Source organism: Cytophaga aurantiaca DSM 3654 (genome assembly GCF_000379725.1).
GTDB lineage: Bacteria > Bacteroidota > Bacteroidia > Cytophagales > Cytophagaceae > Cytophaga > Cytophaga aurantiaca.
In genome coordinates this window covers 44,215-62,725 of the sequence record NZ_KB903622.1, presented here as the reverse complement: position 1 = coordinate 62,725, position 18,511 = coordinate 44,215, and the positions used below count along the sequence as shown (strand labels likewise).

Below are 18,511 nucleotides of genomic sequence, written 5' to 3'. Positions count from 1 at the left end.
GAAAATGAAAAATGCTAAGACCATTCAAAAAGTGAAGAAGTCAACAGGTGCGGATGATTACGATCAACCACCTAAAAAATCAACTCATGTTGGTCCAAATGAGTTTGAAGAAACAAGAAGCGACAAGATTCGTATGAAGCCGCAGCCTTTTAAAGGAGATAATAAATAAGAAGAATATTTTTATCCAAACTAATATTAACCTAAAATCCGATAGATCATTTTATTGATCTATCGGATTTTAGGTTAATATACTTCTTGTTTTATCAGCTCAAGACGTTCGCTTTATTCCTTAATAAACTTAATTTGCTCCACGCCTTTATTCATTCGTACAGAGATCACATATATACCTGGTTGCAATTCGTTTCCAATCGTACATGCATCGTTTGCTTTGCCCGTGACTACTACATTTCCGGATACGGAATAAACTGAATAGGTAAATTCCCCTGCAGCTTCAAGTGTTATATTTTCTTTTGAAGGGTTGGGATATGATTTTACATACGAAACTGCAGATGATTTTTGTATCGCTGTTGTAATGCAAGGATATGTATAGGGTTGTGTCGGATCGATCTCACGTATACTTACCATTTTATATTCTGCCTGATCTCCATCGGTACGCAGCAACAATGTTCCATGCCCTTGAAGAATGATCATTTTCTGATCGGTATAACTGCAGCCTGTTATTGCAGATGCAGCAGCTGGCCAGTTGCCCGCATCGATCACCTCTCCTACTTTTTTCCACTCGCCTCCATTAACCGGATTTCCGTTTGAAGTAGAGTCAATGTATACTTCCAGTTTTACTTTCGTATTATTCTCGATGTTGGTTATGATGTACTTCATTCCGATCCATCTGTTTTCAGGCAATCTTCTGCCACCCGACCACAATGGATCCTGTGTATGAAATCCGGATCCCGACCAGTAATCGCTTGTTGGATGTTTCAATTCTTTTTCGAAGTCCCACTTCCCATCGTGCCGGAATCGTGAATAGTACGTTGAAGCATCGCAATCATTTCCTCCGGAGGATGCGTGCCCTAAGGGTGCGCTTCTGGCTCCTACGATCATCCCGCCGTAGTCAGCACCTGTTGTGCCAATCCTGCGGTAGTATGCAGTGAATTCAATATTCAGAAAGAATTGTGCGGAACCTTTTGTGGTACGTGTGGAATTAATATGAAACCGCGGACTGCCGCCTGACATATTCATAACACCTGCGCCATCAATATAAAATCCATTGGTACTTCCGCTGTGATCCTCTGTCCAATCGGTAGGATCATAGGTATCGGAAGCATACTTCACAGTACGTGCAATCCCGTTGTTCCAATGAGCGGAATTCCATTCTCGTGTGGAAGTAAGTGTTGGATAAAATTTTGCAACGCCAAAAACATCTGTAGGACATTGACTGAAACTTATCTGCACAGATGCAAACATCAATAGTAGTGTAGAGATTTTTTTAATCATGCAACATTCATTTAATTGAATCGATCTTTTAAAAAATACGGTTGCAATAATTACGTACCTCATATTAAAAAGTTTTATCTACTGCAACTCAATTACATCAATCCCTGAATCCGCAGATGATATAACAATACGATCGTTTTTGCATCGCGGATCTCGCCCCGTGCAATCAGCTGCAATGCTTCTTCAAAAGGTATTTCTTCAATTTCAATGTATTCCTGTTCTTCTACCAGTCCGCCTCCACTACTTGTCCTCATGTCTGCTGTATAGGGTGCGGTAAACAAATAAATTCGTTCCGTACAGCCTGCCGGTGAAACATAGATCTCTCCCGCTGCTGCAACGGCATCGATCTTATATCCTGTCTCTTCCATGATCTCTCTGCGAACGCATGTTTCAGGTGTATCTCCATCCAGCATACCGGCGCATACTTCTTTTAACATCCCACCCGGATTTCCGTTTAAAAATGTCGGCAAACGAAACTGGTTTATTAAAATAACTTTACCTGTTTGCTGATTGTACAGCGCAGCAGATGCGGCATCGCCACGTTCATACACTTCGCGTTTGGTCGAATGAATCTCTCCATCCAAACCGGTATAGTTTACTGTTACTTCTTTTAACAAAAAGCGATTGTTTGATAAAACTTTGGTATCAATAATGTTTGCTGAACGATTCATATTCGTTGTTTAAATTTCAGAATAAGGTACTGAAAAAATACTGTTATACGGAGGAAATTCTTAAATTCGGCAGTAATAGAAATGTTAAAAATAATTCAGGTATGGAAGAAGCAATTCAGAATAAAGAAATTAATCCGGACGTTAACATCATTCAATATCCTTCACTTACCGATCGTATTAAGTCTTCCATGATTGATGTTATATTTATTTTATTTCTGATGTCGTGCATAGCAGTTGCAATGGACAATTTCATTGATGTACCTGATGGACTCCGAGCCGGTCTGTTTATCTTTTTGTTTTTTGTATATGAACCCTTAGCTCATACTTTTGGTTTTACATTGGGAAATTATCTGATGGGAATCCGTGTACGAAAATTATCTGCACCACAGGAAAAAATTAACATTGCCCAGGCGTATCTTCGTTTTAGTGTAAAAACATTATTAGGGTGGGTATCTTTCTTTACCATCAACAGCAATAAAAAACGCAGAGCCATACACGATATCGTTTCAGGTACAGTTACGATATATGCATAAATTGCATACCACATTTTAAGATTAAGAGGCCTTCAGGATTTAAAACCTTGAAGGCTTTTTATTTACAGTTCCAAATTCATACTAGAAGATCATTATATAAAAAATCCCGGTTGCTTTATGCAACCGGGATCAATATTAAAACTGTAAATCTTTTCAGAACAACAGATAACTACTCTTTAATGATCTTCTGGAAGTATGTTCCTTTAGTTGTTTTAATTGTAAGGATGTACATACCTGTACGCAAGTCAATACCTATAGTAAGTTCTTTTATTGTTTGTACTTTTTGACCTGCCAAATTCGTTACTTCAACTTCTACCAGCGTTTCATTTTCTGGTAACTGAATTCTAAAATCCGAAGACGAAGGGTTTGGTGAAACAGTAACTGTTGATACTGCAGCAAGATCTGTATTATCTGTTTCACGCATATATGGCTGTGTAAATAAATCAGAACAAATTGACAGCAAATATACGGCTCCGGGATAATCATATGTACCCGAAGCCAATCCGTCTGCATCATATGCAGCTGTCACTGCCAGTTCAGGTATATTATCATTATTTAAATCACCAACAGCAGAAATAGCCATACCTAGATTAATCGTATTCGGATCAAGGCTCAAACCTAAATATCCATTACCGATTTTATAATGGCCAAGAATTGTATTACCTACACCAACATTAACCAGATATACAATTTCACCATATCCAAATAAAACGGTTGTAATGCCGGGTCCAGAGCCATCAATATCACCTAGCGTTGCAAGTCCGTGGTGATAATTTGTGTACTGTATACCACCCAATGCCGGCAATGAGAGATTGAACGATGTATGGCTCAAATAATTTCCTGTATTGTCAATGGTTACTAAATAAATATCGCGGGAAGCAGTAACAGCCAGTGTAAGCGCACCGGGGCCTGAACCATCCAAATCACCTAAATTTTGAATATCCATTCCAAAACGGAAGATATCTTTTAGTGGAGCAATGTCTGAATTTATTACTGTGTTGTACAACACTTTTCCATCAATACCAAGATAAAGAATAAACACAGCGCCATTATTACTGTATCTGTAATTTGGACCTGTGTTATATACTGTACCTTCAGAACCATCTGCACCAACAGCAATGGCTGCTACAGAAGGACCCGTACCATCAAGGTCACCTAAATATTCTATCGACTCTCCGAATGAGTCACCATCAATACCATACATGTACGCTCCGTTACCTGAAACAGATCCGTGAATTACTCCTGTGAAATTACCCTGCGTTGAAGATATTTTCTGTGACTTCATAACCGTTCCGTTTGCGTTCAGAAAGACAACATACACAGCACCAAAAGCAACATTATAATAATTCTGACTTCCGTCATCATCCTTTGGAACACCTACTACCATTGCTCCAGCAGATCCACCCGGACCATCAATATCTCCCAACCAGGTTGTAGCTGCACCAAAACTGAATGGATGAAAATTATATTCTGTATGTGGTTTCGAATCTACAAACCCATTTAACCCTTCTGTAATATTAACCTGACTCTTAACACTACCATTTGTGTTCAGTAAAAGAATGTGTACACTTCCTTGTGCAAAGCCACCATAATTATAGGCAGCACTTACAAGAATATCTTCAATTCCATCTCCATCAAAATCACCAATAGGTGTTACATCGCGACCAATGTAATTAACGCCTCCGGAATATGTGAAATTGCTTGTATTTAAATTTCCTTGCGTAGCAGAAATTTTAGAATAGCGTGATATAGGCGAACTCTGACAACCGGAACAAGATGCCGGTGTAATCGTTACCGATTTTGTAGCAGAACAAGCACCAGCCAAACCTGTAACTGTATAGGTAGTAGGAGTTGTTGGTGTTGCTGTAACTGTAGCTCCCGTTGTAGTGTTTAAGCTTGCTGCAGGTGACCATGTGTATGTTGAAGCTCCACTTGCAGTAAGTGTAGCAGATGCTCCCGTGCAAATAGATGTTGCAGAAGGAGTGATTGTAATTACCGGTGCACCAACTGTAACTGTCACACTTTTGGTTTGCGTACACGGCCCATTCATTCCGGTTACTGTATAGGTAGTAGTTACAGATGGATTCACCGTAATGGAATTATAATTATTTGATGAAACTACACCTGACGAATTGCTCCATGAATAATTCCATGCTCCTGATGCAGTTATTGTTTTAGGAGAGGGTGTGCATGAAGATATTGAAGTAGGTGTAACAACAAGATTTGGCGAAGAATTTGCATTTACATAATTACCTGCCCAAAAAGGACATCCTCCTGCTGTTTGTCCGGTAACTTCATAATAAGTAAATGCCTGAGGAGTAGCTGTTACAACAGCACCTGATGTACTGCTTAAACTCGCAGCCGGTTTCCATGTGTACGTAGCTCCTGGTCCGGCGCCAATTGCAGTCAATACAGAAGATGCTCCCTGACAGATGCTTTGTTGAGAAACATTCATTGTAACAACAGGTTGATTAAATAAATTTGCTGTTGAAGCGCTCATATTCAATACGAATCCATGCCCGGCTCCTTGAGTTGCTGTCAAAGCTACACCACCATTATAATAGCTTACAAAAATATAATATGTATTTCCTTGTACCACTGTAATAGGTGCATTGTTCTGGTTGCCAGACAATCCATTCGCTCCTGTTTGACCAACTGTACTTGAAGAATTGCAAGCTATCTGCAAAGATGGATTTGTTGCAATATCCGTACAACTTGCATTCGTCAAATCAAACACAGCCCAATCATAATCATCTGCAGAGATTACAGGAGATAATGTAAAATTAAGTACCCCATTAACTGCAGCTGTAAATTTATACCACACACCATTTAATTCACCTGCTCTTAAACAACTCGTTGCGCTATTTATTGTATTCCCTTGAAGAGAATATGCATCATATGTATTTATAGCTGTCAGGTAACAAAGTGAAGTAGCCGTAATGCAGTTTTGCTCCGGCCCAACTCGTAGGTTCGATTGTCCCTGAGCTGAAGGAAACTTTCTTGGGAAAGGAGCTACCAGTTGCGATTTAGAAACTGTAACGCCCTGCAGAACTACAGAGACAGTTGTTTGTCCTGCTGCAGCATTTCCATCATTTAAATGGAGTTTAATATAATCTGTTGTAACGATGCTTTGTGCTGCCAACCCTTGAGGTGCAGAACTTAATTCATAATACAAACCATCTGCAGATGCAGTATACGTACTGGTAACGATACCGCTGGTACTATAATTAAACGCAAATGAAATTGTTCCCGTACCTGCATTCCCTGAAGTAACAGGGAGACGCTGCGGAAGATTAAAACTGTACAAAGAAGTAAATGTCTGTTCCCAATCCTGATACGTATCCGGATATGTTTTAGACGCTGTTAAAGATTTTGTGGTGCCACTCTGAGCATAACTCAAAATACCACACAACATCATGGCTACTACAAAGAGCTGTTTTGAAAATAACATAAAGGTTAGTTGGTTTAATTGATTAAAAATTAAAAACTATGTAATGAAAAAATTCACCTAGTAATCTATTAAGAATTAAATTTCCATAGCGCTACGAATCTATTATTTTTATTTATTTAAAAAAAATCATGAAAATAATCTGCTTTATATTTATAAAATAATTACAGATTATATTGTTTTATTACCATTACTTACTCACGATTTTAAATTCAACACGTCTGTTTAATTGACGTGTTTCTTCGGTGGCATTGCTTGCAATAGGTTTTGCACCGCCATAGCCTTTTCCTGTAATTCGCGCAGAAGAAATTCCTTTCGCAACAAGATAGTCTTTGATCGCAGCCACACGCTTTTCAGACAACTGAATATTCAACGCAGGATCACCCTGATTATCGGTGTACCCCAGCAATTCTATACGCATGGTAGGATTATCCAACAGCAAGGTATACAACTGATCCAGCGATTCATTGCTGCTTTCAAGCAAATCAACACCGCCACGCGCAAAATATACATTTGGTAATTGAAGAGTCTCTCCTACTTTGATCGGTATCAATTGAAAATATGCAGTCTGTTTTTGATTACCTTCCACAACTTCAACAGAAGTATTTTCATTTACATAATCATCTTTTTCAACCTGAACACTGTATAAAGCAACAGGCAATATAATACTGTACGAACCATCTGCAGCACTTGTCACTTTTTTAATAAGCACTTTGCTATCCGTTTTAAAAAATAAAATGTTTGCTTCAAGCGGTGACTGAGTTGTTTTATTAACAACACGTCCTGAAAGCGTTTGCATTACTGGTTCTGCAGTGCCGTCCGGAATGAGTTCGTATGTTTGAACAATTTTACTACTGATATTTATATCCAACAGATTTATGGTATCTGTAATCGTTTTATATCCTTTTCTCTGTATTGAAAAAATATACATGCGATCAGCATACAATTCCGTTTGTATACCTTGTCCATTGTTTATATATACAGGCAACATAGACTTATTGGATTGAGCATCTACACAGGTAATAGTTGCAGTGATCGGTTTTTTAGTTACTTCGTCTGTAAAATTAAATTGAACATCGTATTGACGCGGAAGGTGTCCTTCTGCATATACCGGAATCAGAACAGCATCAGGAGTATTTTTCAAATGAACTACCAAACTCGTAGAAGTTCTTCCGCGTTGTGTTGCCGTAAATTTTATCTGAATGGATGCAGATGCTCCGGCAGCTAAGGTATATGTTGACGGAGAAGATAAACTGAATTGTGTTTTGTCCGGACCCGCCAATTCAATGCCAGTAATGTATAGAGTGTTCTTACTTGTATTGGTAAATACATTTATAAAAGATGTATCAATAGTTTTTCCAACCTGAATACGACCGATATTCAATTCTGTATTTTTTAATGCATATGGTTTAACAATACCTGTTCCTGAAATGGTAACACGCACCGTATCGTATGCGGTTATTACTTTCAATACAGCTTCCTGCAAACCTGATTTCACAGGTGCAAACCGGATTTCAAGATTTTGTTTGGATGAAGCGTTTAACGTAAAAGACGAAATCGGATTTAACAGTTTAAAAGATGCTACTCCAGCTCCTTCAATTGAAATAGACTTTACGGGTATTTCAATTGGTACATTATTTTTCATGAATGCAGTAACAATGCTATCTTTATTACTTCCTACATATACCAATGGAAAATTAATTTTCTTCACTTCAGGTTTTGTAGATACAATAGTAAATGTCGACGAAGACTGATCTGAAAGAAGTCCGCCTTTATTATTTTCAATACCAGATGTAACCATGTATACATTTTTAGATGCGGCGTTTGTGAACAGAATATAAGTCCCATTACTAAAAGGCACAAACCACCCAAACTTCACCGCACCCGGTAATGTATAGATATGTATTACTTTTCCTGTATTCATATCTACCAGCGCAGGATAATTGTCAACAGAGCAGATCGCATAATTCTGATACGTATCTAAAGACATGAATGACTTTGCTGAATTTTGAAATCGATACAACTCTTTTCCGCTTAGATCATAGGCTGTAAAATCCTGTTTCGTTCCATCCGCCCCCCAGGTGTATACAAACAATACCGTTTCATCTTTATTGAATTCTGCATTTACAATTCGTTCCTTAGGAATCGAAATGCTTAACAGCTTACTTCCTTTTTTATAATCCCATACCCAAACCTGATGATTTGATTCTTCCAGCGATACAATATAATTTCTTGTGAAGTCTGTTACTTCTTTGCCTTTCACAAAGGCAACACTTTTAACCTTTGCTCCTGTTTTAAAATTAAAAATACCTAGCGTACCGTCTGCATCAAGAGCAACATATTGTGTAAGATCGTTGTTGATGTACGGTTCAATAAAACTGCTCAACGTTTTCTTAAATACGCCCCATTCTTCTATGTATTGAAATGTATGCGCATCGTATACTTTCGTTGGTTTTCCTTCGTCGTAAATAAAAATATATTTATCATCCGGAGAAAAAATAAAATACCCGTTTTGGATCGTATTGTTTATTTTAAAAATGGTGGTATTGGTATATGTATCCATCAGCAATAATTCCGTGGGAGTCTGTGAAATATATCTTGACCCATCCGGACTTAAATTATACGCATTCATGATGCCTGCAAAACGATCGTATACAATTTTTGATTCAGCGGTAGCTTTTTGTTCTGTTACGATCGTTTCTACTTTTATCAGATTCGTTGCACCCGGCTTATTCGGAATTCTCCAATTAAAATGATCTACGGTACAACTATCCTTTACAATTTTCCAGTCTTTACCTGCATTTGAACTGAATGAAATCTTAACAGGTGCATACGTGTTTTGCAGATTCCATCGGATCAATGTATCCGTACCTGCATAAAATGCTTCCTTCCCATCCGGCGCAATCAGATTGATTGCAGGCTTAGTTGAATTCGGCTGATATTGATAATAAATAAATGTGGATTGACAGCCAGCGGAAACCAATTCAATTCTGCCTGAAATAAATTCGGTTGAAGAGCCGGTATATTTTATAACGAATGTATCTGTTGCATCTTTTTTTATTGTATGCGGTATAGATGGAGTAACAATTGAGAAATAAGGTTTGGAAGAATTAAAAGATGTGATGGAAAAATTTCCATTTACCGCTTTTATTGAAACAGGAATTTCAGATGTAGTTGCATTAAACGTTATATTATTTACATCCAAAACAAGACGAACAACATGTTTAAGCGGTGCTTCATACTTCATTGCTGCAGCCTTGAACGCATTCCGTTTATCTCCAAACAAAACATTTTTAGAATAGCCGCAGGCAGCAGTACTAACCCACTCAACCGTAGAAGGTGTCAATCCCTGAATGCGATACAGAATACTAAGATAGGCCGCATTGATCTCCTGTTCTGAAATAACATTTTCATAATAATATCCATTGGTTGCCTGCACAATTCTTTTCAACTCTTCCGGCGTATTCATACCTAAGGTAATGACGTATACCTTTGCACCCATGGCTTTTGCTTTCTGTATGATCTCCGGCGGATTTACATTTCCATATCCATCTGTTAGAAAAATCAATACCTTTTCATGCAAACCGTTTCTTAAAATATCCAGTCCGCCCGCATTTGATTTTGTAAAACCCTTATCGTAATCCGTTCCGCCATGTGGAGTCAATGTCTGTATCGACTGCTGCAATCTCAGTTTATCTCTCGTAAAATCTGTGTTCACAAAACTGATATCATCAAAACTTGTTATGGCACATTCGGACAGATCTAAAGGAAGTTTATTGACAATTGCATTTGCTGCATTTTTAGCTAACTGTATATACGCGCCTTCCATCGAACTCGAAACATCAATAGTCAATACAAGAGAAATCTGCTTCGGTTTTAATGCTGTTGGATTAACAACTTTAACAACCTCTTGTGCACTTGCATTTTCTGTAATAAAAACATCTGCTGCTGTTAAAGTTGTTACTTGACTTTCGTTTTGATCTATGGCAAAAAAATCAGCTTTCACTGTCGGATAGCGACTGGTATCTATATTAAACAAGGTAAGCTGCTGTGCGAAAACAGGTGTGTTTTCGCACAGATAAAAAAGAATTATAATAAATGCTAGTAGCTTTTTTGAAGAATTCATAGATGCAGTCAATTTAGTGAATTATGAATTTGGTTCAAATAAAAACCTTTTATGAAATTGTGTTTTCTATCTCTGCACTGACCCCGGCAGGGGTCAGATCTTTATAGCAAAAAAAACAAATAGGTTCAAAGGTCATTATTCAAGCATTATTTTTTATATTTCATAAACGTTAATTCAAGATTTTATGGGCAAACTCAGCGTATTTAATTTTATTACCTTGAATGGTTTTTATAAGGATGCTTCCAATGACATCCATTGGCACCAGCATGGAAAAGAAGAAGGCGAGTTTTCCGGAGAGATGCTGAAGCAAAACAACATTCTTCTTTTCGGACGAACTACCTATGAAATGATGTACAGCTTCTGGCCAACAGAAATGGCTCTCTCTTCTATGCCTGAAGTAGCAAAGGGAATGAACAATGCAGAGAAGATCGTTTTTTCTAACACATTAAAAAAGGCCGAATGGAAGAATACGACAATTATAAAAAATGACGTTGTTTCAGAAATCCGTCAACTGAAAAAAACATCGAAAAAAGATTTGACTATTTTAGGAAGCGGAAGCATTGTAGCTCAATTTGCAGAAGCAGGTTTAATCGACACGTTTCAATTCATGATCGACCCCACGGCTATTGGTAAAGGTACTTCCCTTTTTAGCGGTTTAAAAGAAGATTTGAATTTTACACTCACAGAGACAAAAGTATTTAAAAGCGGAAGCGTACTTCTGTGTTATAAAAAATAATGATTACTATGACTCCATTTTTTATATTTCATAAATTTTAAACCAGATGAAACACGCTACCAAACTTAAGTTTCTGTTTTTTATTATTGTTTTTTTATTGATATGTATTTTAACGATTGAGTTGTTTAATGATCAGATGCCAAATCGTTTTTATTGCGGTGTAATCGATCCCCCAATTATAGAGCAACATGTTTCCGAACAAATTGATTTTGAGCCACGCCATGAGGCAGGAGAACAATTATTTAAAGAAAATTGCAAAAGCTGTCACAAAATACACGAAGTATCTGTTGGCCCGGCATTATTGGGAGTTACCGAAAGACGTCCAAGAAAATGGATTTATGCTTTTATCAAAAATTCTTCAGCCCTAATAAATAAAGGCGATACAATGGCAGTTAATCTGTATAATAAATACAACAAAAATATAATGACGAGTTTTCCATCATTCACAAAAGCAGAAATCGATTCTATTTTAATTTATATTGAATCTTCTTCGAGACCTGTACCAATATATGATCCTCCAATAGCCTTACCTTAGATTCAAAATCACAACATCCTTTTGTAGTATTTTGTATAAAATCTCTGTATCTTATGTAAACACCAAAATACATAAGCTATGGAACAAGCAACTTCTCAAGCAAAAGTTCTTAAGATCAATCACTCGATCTTAACGAATGCAGCAACATTCAATCATTCATTGTTCAACAGTTTGGTTACAAGCATGCAGGAACATGTAAAAGAACGTAATTGTGACGTTGAAATATATACTGAAGAATTTGATGGCAAACATATAACCGGCGAAGAAACGGAGCATCTATTTGATTCTCTTGAAATTCTTAACATCTGGTTAAAAACTACCTATCCGAATAATATTTAACTCTTTAATACTACAAGCAGCTACATACTATCCTCTACTATTTGTCCGTTATGCTCATATATTTTGGACATATACATGAGATCGCTTTACATTTTATTTTTCAGCTGCGCTACCGTTCTTTACAGTGCATACAGCAGTGCACAAAGCGTGTTCAGTATTGGCATCAAAGGAGGTATTGGTGCCTCACTCCCCGATCCGAATTCCTCGCTTGATATAAACGGACAATCTTATTCCTTGCGTACACATGCATTTTATACAGGCGGTATGTTAGGACAATATGTTTTGGGAAACACGATCGGAATAGAAACCGGAATACTAAATACCTATCAATCGTATTCCAGAAAAGATCTTACCGACCCTTCCCTGCTGCAATCACTTGGCTGGGATGCGAATATCGGCGTGAACAGCTATCAGATTCCAATTCAATTTATGTATATGTTTCGCATGAACAGCAAACCCAATATGCGTTTCAAACTAACAGGAGGCATTGCAATGGACTGGCACACGCAAGGCTTTTTAAAGAAACAGGAAAATCCTGCAATGGTTTCAAGTATTCTCTTTGGCGCACGGATCAAAAACCCGCGGGGCAAATACGGAAGAATAGAATATGGTCTGGAGTATCAGTATTCATTGAATGGAAACTATACGTTCGATCTAAAAACAGATCAGGGAACACAAACCTTACACACCAGGTATTCTGTCCTTTCATTCAATCTATATTATTTCTTTTTTAATAAGCACACATCCAATACGTGTTATTAGAAGCCTCACCAAGCATTTGATCTTTTGATTTGAATACGGACTTACAATATTCAAACATAAGCTACAATACAAAAAATCCAGTAATCACAGATATACCTCCTTTGACCCGAGAATATAGCTAAGAGTTGGCTATAGTTTTTTAATATGTTGATATTAGGGATAAAATAAATCAAACTACAGGTTGTCTACAATAAAATAGTGTATATAGTAGCTTATATGCGAAATAGATCCAATTGTCAATGTTTGGTTTTTATTAGCTGAATCTATTTTAGATATATATGGAAAATCAACAACCTAAATTTTTTTGGACATCTGATAGTGCTCACTGGTTTCAGCAGTTAAACAGTTCTGAAAAAGGACTTACTCAAAATAATGCTGAAACCATAGGTAAACAATACCTGGTAAGCAAAAGAACCAAATCGGGTTTAGAAAAAGACATACAGCTATTTATTAGTCAGTTTAAAAGTCCGCTCATGTTGCTTTTGATCGGTGCTGTTATTCTATCTGCTTTTCTTGGCGACACTTCAGATGTATTTATCATTCTTTTCATTGTAGTATCCACCGGCTTGCTGAGTTTTTTCCAGGAACGTAATGCCGGGAAAGTCGTAGAGAAACTACAATCTATGATTGCCTTGAAAAGCGTTGTACTACGCGATGGGAAAGCACTGGAAGTCATTTCAACGAATATCGTACCGGGTGACGTATTGTTATTAAAAGCTGGCGACATGATCCCGGCTGACTGTTTACTGATTGAAGCAAATGAAGTACATGCAAACGAAGCGAGCTTAACCGGCGAATCCTATCCTGTTGTAAAACAGGTCGGAATTCTGAACGAACAAACTGCACTGGCTCAACGAACAAATTGTTTGTGGGAAGGAACCAGCATTGTTAGCGGTACAGCAAGAGCACTTGTCATTCATACAGGTGATGAAACAATTTTTGGAAATATTGCTCAAGGCAGTTTAAAAAAAGTTGAGACTTCTTTTGAAAAAGGGATTAAAGACTTCGGTTTTTTCCTAATGAAAATAACATTAATACTTTCCATTTTTATCCTTGTTGTTAATTTATTAAACCACAAAAGTCCTCTGGAATCGGTACTATTTGCGTTGGCTCTTGCTGTAGGAATGGCACCTGAATTACTGCCTGCAATTACTACTATTGCTATGAGCGCTGGTGCAAAAAGATTATTAGCAAAAAAAGTAATTGTTAAAAAACTATCGTCGATACAAAACTTAGGTGAGGTTAATTTATTATGCACTGACAAAACAGGGACCATTACGGAAGGCTCGATTAACGTAGCGGATATTGTTGATACACTCGGCTCAAGCAGTAGCTTCGTTAAAGAAATTGCATATTGGAATGCAATGCTTGAAAGCGGCTACTCCAACCCGATTGATGAGGCGTTGAAAAATATGGATGCTCAACCATTACCTGAAAAAATTGGTGAAGTTCCGTATGATTTTATCCGAAAATGTTTAAGCATAGCTATTCAAACGAGCAGTGATAAAATGCTGATCAGTAAAGGGGCATTTATTCAGATCTTAGCATTATGCAACAAAGCGCGCTTAAGTGACGGAAGCATTGTCGAACTCTCTACACAACAACAATTCATCAAACAACAGTTTGAAACCTATGGAAAAAACGGTTTGCGTGCAATTGCTGTATGCTATAAAAATATAGATGTACAAACCATTTCGAAAGAATTAGAAAATGAAATGATCTTTGCCGGATTTGTTTTATTACATGATCCAATTAAGGCTGGCATTATTGAAACAATTACTGAACTGAAAAAATTGCATGTTGATTTAAAAATCATAACCGGTGACAATAGAAACATAGCAACCTCCATTGCTTTAAGCATTGGCATAACCAATCCGGTCATATTAACGGGTCAGGATTTGCTTGAAACAAGCACAGAAGCTTTAAATAAACGTGTACAGGAAACACATATTTTCTCTGAAGTTGAACCGCAGCAAAAAGAACGTATTATTCAGGCGCTCCGAAGATCCTATACAGTAGCATATATGGGTGATGGCATTAACGATGTATCAGCTATTACAGCAGCAGATGTTGGGATATCTGTTGAGAATGCTGTAGATGTTGCAAGAGAAGCGGCGGATTTTGTTCTAATAGAAAAAAATTTAATGGTATTGATTGATGGAATTAAAGAAGGAAGAAAAACATTTTCCAATACACTCAAATATATTTTCATAAATACTGGCTCTACATTTGGCAATATGTTTAGTGTTGCAATCGCTTCTTTGCTTTTGCCTTTTTTACCTATGCTGCCCAAGCAGATCTTGCTTACAAACTTTATTACAGACTTTCCATACTTAACTATTGCATCTGACAATGTAGATGAGGAACAATTGGCCAAGCCCGGTAAATGGGATCTTAAATTCATTCGAAGCTACATGGTCATATTTGGTATTCATAGTTCCATCTTCGATGTTATTACCTTCATAACTCTATTATTTGTATTAAAAGTAAAAGAATCTGCATTTCAAACAGGCTGGTTTGTTGAATCAGTTCTTACTGAATTATTTATTTTATTTATCATCCGCACACACAAGAATTTTTTCAAAAGTCAGCCTGGTAAATATTTATTTCTTTTAAGCGTTCTTGGCCTTATTTTAACACTAGGTTTACCTTATATGCCTTTTGCATCAGACATCGGTTTAGCGCCACTCCCTATGTTAAATCTGGGACTGATGTTGTTTATTGTTGCTTGTTACATCCTTACGGCTGATTTATTGAAAGTATGGTTCTTTAAAAAGTATAGGAGCCAATAAAAACCACAAAATGAGCGAATGGAACAATAGATTACATCGTATGTGGAATTATGTAAAAATTACATCTCAAATACCATCATTTCAAATTGTTTTGAATACCTTTATCTATCTATCTTTTTGAAAATCAATCTATATTTTACATTAATCACATCATGAAAAAAATTCTACTTTTACTACTAGCCATTGGATTAATACCTTTGCTAAGTAATGCACAATGCGTAATTAGCGCAGGCTCTGATCTTACGATCTGCTCTACTCAAAGCTCATTCCCCATTCAAGGGACAGCCACACAGTTTACCACCTACCTATGGTCAACCAGTGGCACAGGGTCATTTATGACAACAACAAATCTGGGTACGGTGTACTCACCTTCTCCAGCAGATATCACAGCAGGCTCTGTTACACTTAGCCTATCAGGCAGCGGCGGATCGTGTACTGCTAAAACAGCTACAGTGTTGATCACAATCAATCCGGTGCCAAGCATCAGTGCCGGTGCGGATCAAACAAGCTGCAGCAATGTACAGATGACTGCCAGCATTTCAGGCGGCGCCACATTAGCATGGAGCACAGCTAGCGGTTCAGGTACATTTACAAATCCTTCTTCAGCGAATTCATTATATTATCCAAGTCAAGCAGATCTAACAAACGGCTCTGTTACATTGACAGCAACGGCTACGAGTGCCGGTGCATGTACTTCATCGGACCAGGTTGTAATTACGTTCATTGCTTCCCCATCTGTTAATGCGGGCTTAGATCTTACAAGCTGTCTGAATTCACCCGTGAGTTTAATAAACGCAACAGTTACAAATGCTACAACCTATCTATGGAGCACTTCCGGAACAGGTACATTTTCAAGTACTACTGTTTTACATCCAACCTATCAACCTTCCGCTGCAGATATTACAGCAAGTAATGTTGTCTTAACACTTACGGCTACAAGCAGCGGCGGATGTACAGCTTCAGATGCTCTTACAGTATCGATCATAAACAGCGGCGCATCTGTAAATGCCGGAGCAGATCAATCCATGTGCGGCAACAGCGTTCAATTGAATGCTACGTTCTCCGGTGCAGGTGGCGTTGTCTGGACTTCATCAGGTTCAGGAACATTCTCAAGCACAACCATTGCAAACCCTACATACTCTCCTTCTCAAGCAGAACGTACTGCCGGAATAGCTACCTTAACGGCAACTACAACAAGCAACGGCTCATGCCCTGCTGCATCCGATCAGCTTATTGTAACCATTAACGCTCGGGTTCGATTGATCGCAGGTCCAGCAATTACTGTTTGTCCGAATGCTCCGGCATTCCCAACAGTAGCTGTAGACGCAGGTACTGTAACATGGACTTCATCCGGCACCGGTTCATTCACAAATGCAACTTCGCTAACACCAACCTATGTTCCTTCTGCAGCGGATTACACAGCCGGACAAGTAACGCTAAATGTAACATCCAGCACAAACGGTTCTTGTCCTTCAGAATCCGGAACAGTAGCTGTAACATTCACAGGTGCAACAGCAGCTGCAAATGCAGGTCTCGATGTAACAACATGTAAATCTTATGTCAATTTGAATGGAACTGTAACGAATGCAACTGGCGGCATCTGGACTACAACCGGTACGGGTACATTTGCTCCTTCTGCTCAATACCTGAACACTACTTATTCTTTTTCAAATTCAGATGCGAATATTGGTTCTGTAACCTTTACGCTTACTACTACCGGTACATGTGGTACAAGTGTTTCCGATCAGGTAACGGTAACAGTTGCAAGTGCAACTTCTCCAAACGTTTATGCAGGTTTAGATCAGGTAATAACAGGTACAACAGTATCTTTAAGCGGGGCTGTATCCAGCGCAAGTGGTGCACTATGGACTTCAAGCGGAACAGGAACATTCAGTTCTGCAACTTCTTTATCTGCAACATATACCCCTTCTGCACAGGATATCGTAAATGGTTTAGTAAAACTAACACTAACAAGCACAGGTAACGGTGTATGCGCTGCCGCATCTGATAATATGTATGTAACAATCGGAAATACCTTTACACTTTCCGGTGTGATACAAGCCGCTACCAATGCGCTTGACGAAGGTGTAGTATTGATCTACAAAAAAGAAAATACTACAGTCAGACTTATTCAAAAAATAGATCTTGCTGCTTCCGATGCAGGTGCTTATAGTGCAGAAAATCTTCCTGCAGGAAATTATATTGTTTTTGCCACACCAACACGTACTTCAACTTTCGCAAATACGTTTTTACCAACCTATTCTGGCGGCGTTCAGAAATGGGATCAGGCACAAGTATTCTCTTTGACTTCTAATACAACTAAAAATATTCCATTAACTGCTTATACAAGTGCTGATCCTACATGGGATACAGGTAACGACGTTATTGCAGGTATTGTTTATTTAAGTGGATCAGGACAAGTTCTTTTGCGTACAACAGCTACTGCAAATCAAGTGCCTGCTGCCAATACAACAGTCTACTTAACAAATGCAAGCGGAGCAACCGTTGCATATACGTTAACTGATTCTGAAGGCAAATACGAATTTACAGATGTTGTGGCAGGAAAATACAGAGCTGTACCTGAACTAGGTGGCACTGCAATTTCAGGAACACAGGGTTATGTACAAGTTGTTACAGATGGTAGTTCTTCAACCGTAGAAGATGCTTCTATAAACATTGAAGAAAGAACTTCTTCTTCAACAGGTGTACTATATGCCAAGACATTAAATCTAAATACCTATCCAAACCCGGCAACTACAAGAATCTCTTTTGATCTTGTAAGCAGCAATGTTACTGGCACAGTTAAATTACTGAATCAGGCGGGTGTTGTTCAACTACAACAACAGGTTGATCTAAGTACTTCAACTGTTACATTGGATATTGAAAAAATTGCTGCCGGTATTTACATTCTTCAGGTAACATCTGCAGACGAAGTGTATACTTCTAAAGTAATTAAATATTAATTTGAATTAATTTCATAATACTAAAACAAAAGGTCACGCTAATGGCGTGACCTTTTGTTTTATATCGAAACCCATTTCGTTGCAAAATATCAAATACACTCGTCAAATGATTTTCTTATTATCCGTTTTTATTTATATTGAATAAAATCCTCTA

12 protein-coding genes are annotated in these 18,511 nt (G+C 37.9%); 8 read left to right on the top strand and 4 right to left on the bottom strand.

Annotated elements, in window-relative coordinates; translation table 11 throughout:
• The first annotated feature begins 4 nt into the window (after positions 1–4).
• Positions 5–169 carry a hypothetical protein gene (locus A3EE_RS21750; RefSeq protein WP_157446859.1) on the top strand — a complete coding sequence of 55 codons (165 nt, stop codon included), beginning with the start codon at positions 5–7 and terminating at the stop codon, positions 167–169.
• A gap of 113 nt (positions 170–282) precedes the next feature.
• Here A3EE_RS21750 and A3EE_RS0103005 read toward each other — a convergent pair whose 3' ends face one another.
• Entirely contained in the window at positions 283–1,452 is a 1,170-nt protein-coding gene (locus A3EE_RS0103005; RefSeq protein ID WP_018341949.1) for a T9SS type A sorting domain-containing protein, read from the bottom strand.
• A gap of 92 nt (positions 1,453–1,544) precedes the next feature.
• Positions 1,545–2,123: an NUDIX domain-containing protein gene (locus A3EE_RS0103000; RefSeq protein ID WP_018341948.1), complete on the bottom strand. Its 579-nt coding sequence runs from the start codon at positions 2,121–2,123 to the stop codon at positions 1,545–1,547.
• Between the two features lie 101 nt (positions 2,124–2,224).
• On the opposite strand from A3EE_RS0103000, the gene A3EE_RS0102995 reads away from it, so the two are divergent.
• Entirely contained in the window at positions 2,225–2,656 is a 432-nt protein-coding gene (locus tag A3EE_RS0102995; RefSeq protein WP_157446858.1) for an RDD family protein, read from the top strand.
• A 169-nt stretch (positions 2,657–2,825) separates the two neighbouring features.
• Here the strand turns inward: A3EE_RS0102995 and A3EE_RS0102990 are convergent, their stop codons facing one another.
• Together A3EE_RS0102990 and A3EE_RS0102985 are read right to left on the bottom strand one after the other, a co-directional pair.
• Entirely contained in the window at positions 2,826–6,107 is a 3,282-nt protein-coding gene (locus A3EE_RS0102990; RefSeq protein WP_018341946.1) for a T9SS type A sorting domain-containing protein, read from the bottom strand.
• A gap of 187 nt (positions 6,108–6,294) precedes the next feature.
• Entirely contained in the window at positions 6,295–10,230 is a 3,936-nt protein-coding gene (locus A3EE_RS0102985; protein ID WP_018341945.1) for an OmpA family protein, read from the bottom strand.
• 184 nt (positions 10,231–10,414) lie between these two features.
• On the opposite strand from A3EE_RS0102985, the gene A3EE_RS0102980 reads away from it, so the two are divergent.
• The 6 genes from A3EE_RS0102980 (at position 10,415) to A3EE_RS0102955 (ending at position 18,357) form a co-directional block, all read left to right on the top strand.
• Complete coding sequence (locus A3EE_RS0102980) at positions 10,415–10,966, top strand: dihydrofolate reductase family protein (RefSeq protein WP_018341944.1); 552 nt, start codon at positions 10,415–10,417, stop codon at positions 10,964–10,966.
• A 46-nt stretch (positions 10,967–11,012) separates the two neighbouring features.
• Entirely contained in the window at positions 11,013–11,501 is a 489-nt protein-coding gene (locus A3EE_RS0102975; protein ID WP_018341943.1) for a c-type cytochrome, read from the top strand.
• 78 nt (positions 11,502–11,579) lie between these two features.
• Positions 11,580–11,840: a hypothetical protein gene (locus A3EE_RS0102970; RefSeq protein ID WP_018341942.1), complete on the top strand. Its 261-nt coding sequence runs from the start codon at positions 11,580–11,582 to the stop codon at positions 11,838–11,840.
• A 75-nt stretch (positions 11,841–11,915) separates the two neighbouring features.
• On the top strand, positions 11,916–12,602 hold the full coding sequence (locus A3EE_RS0102965) for a hypothetical protein (protein WP_018341941.1): 687 nt from the start codon (positions 11,916–11,918) through the stop codon (positions 12,600–12,602).
• Positions 12,603–12,880: 278 nt separating this feature from the next.
• Entirely contained in the window at positions 12,881–15,394 is a 2,514-nt protein-coding gene (mgtA, locus tag A3EE_RS0102960; RefSeq protein ID WP_018341940.1) for a magnesium-translocating P-type ATPase, read from the top strand.
• Positions 15,395–15,546: 152 nt separating this feature from the next.
• Positions 15,547–18,357 carry a beta strand repeat-containing protein gene (locus A3EE_RS0102955; protein ID WP_018341939.1) on the top strand — a complete coding sequence of 937 codons (2,811 nt, stop codon included), beginning with the start codon at positions 15,547–15,549 and terminating at the stop codon, positions 18,355–18,357.
• The last annotated feature ends 154 nt before the right edge of the window (positions 18,358–18,511 follow it).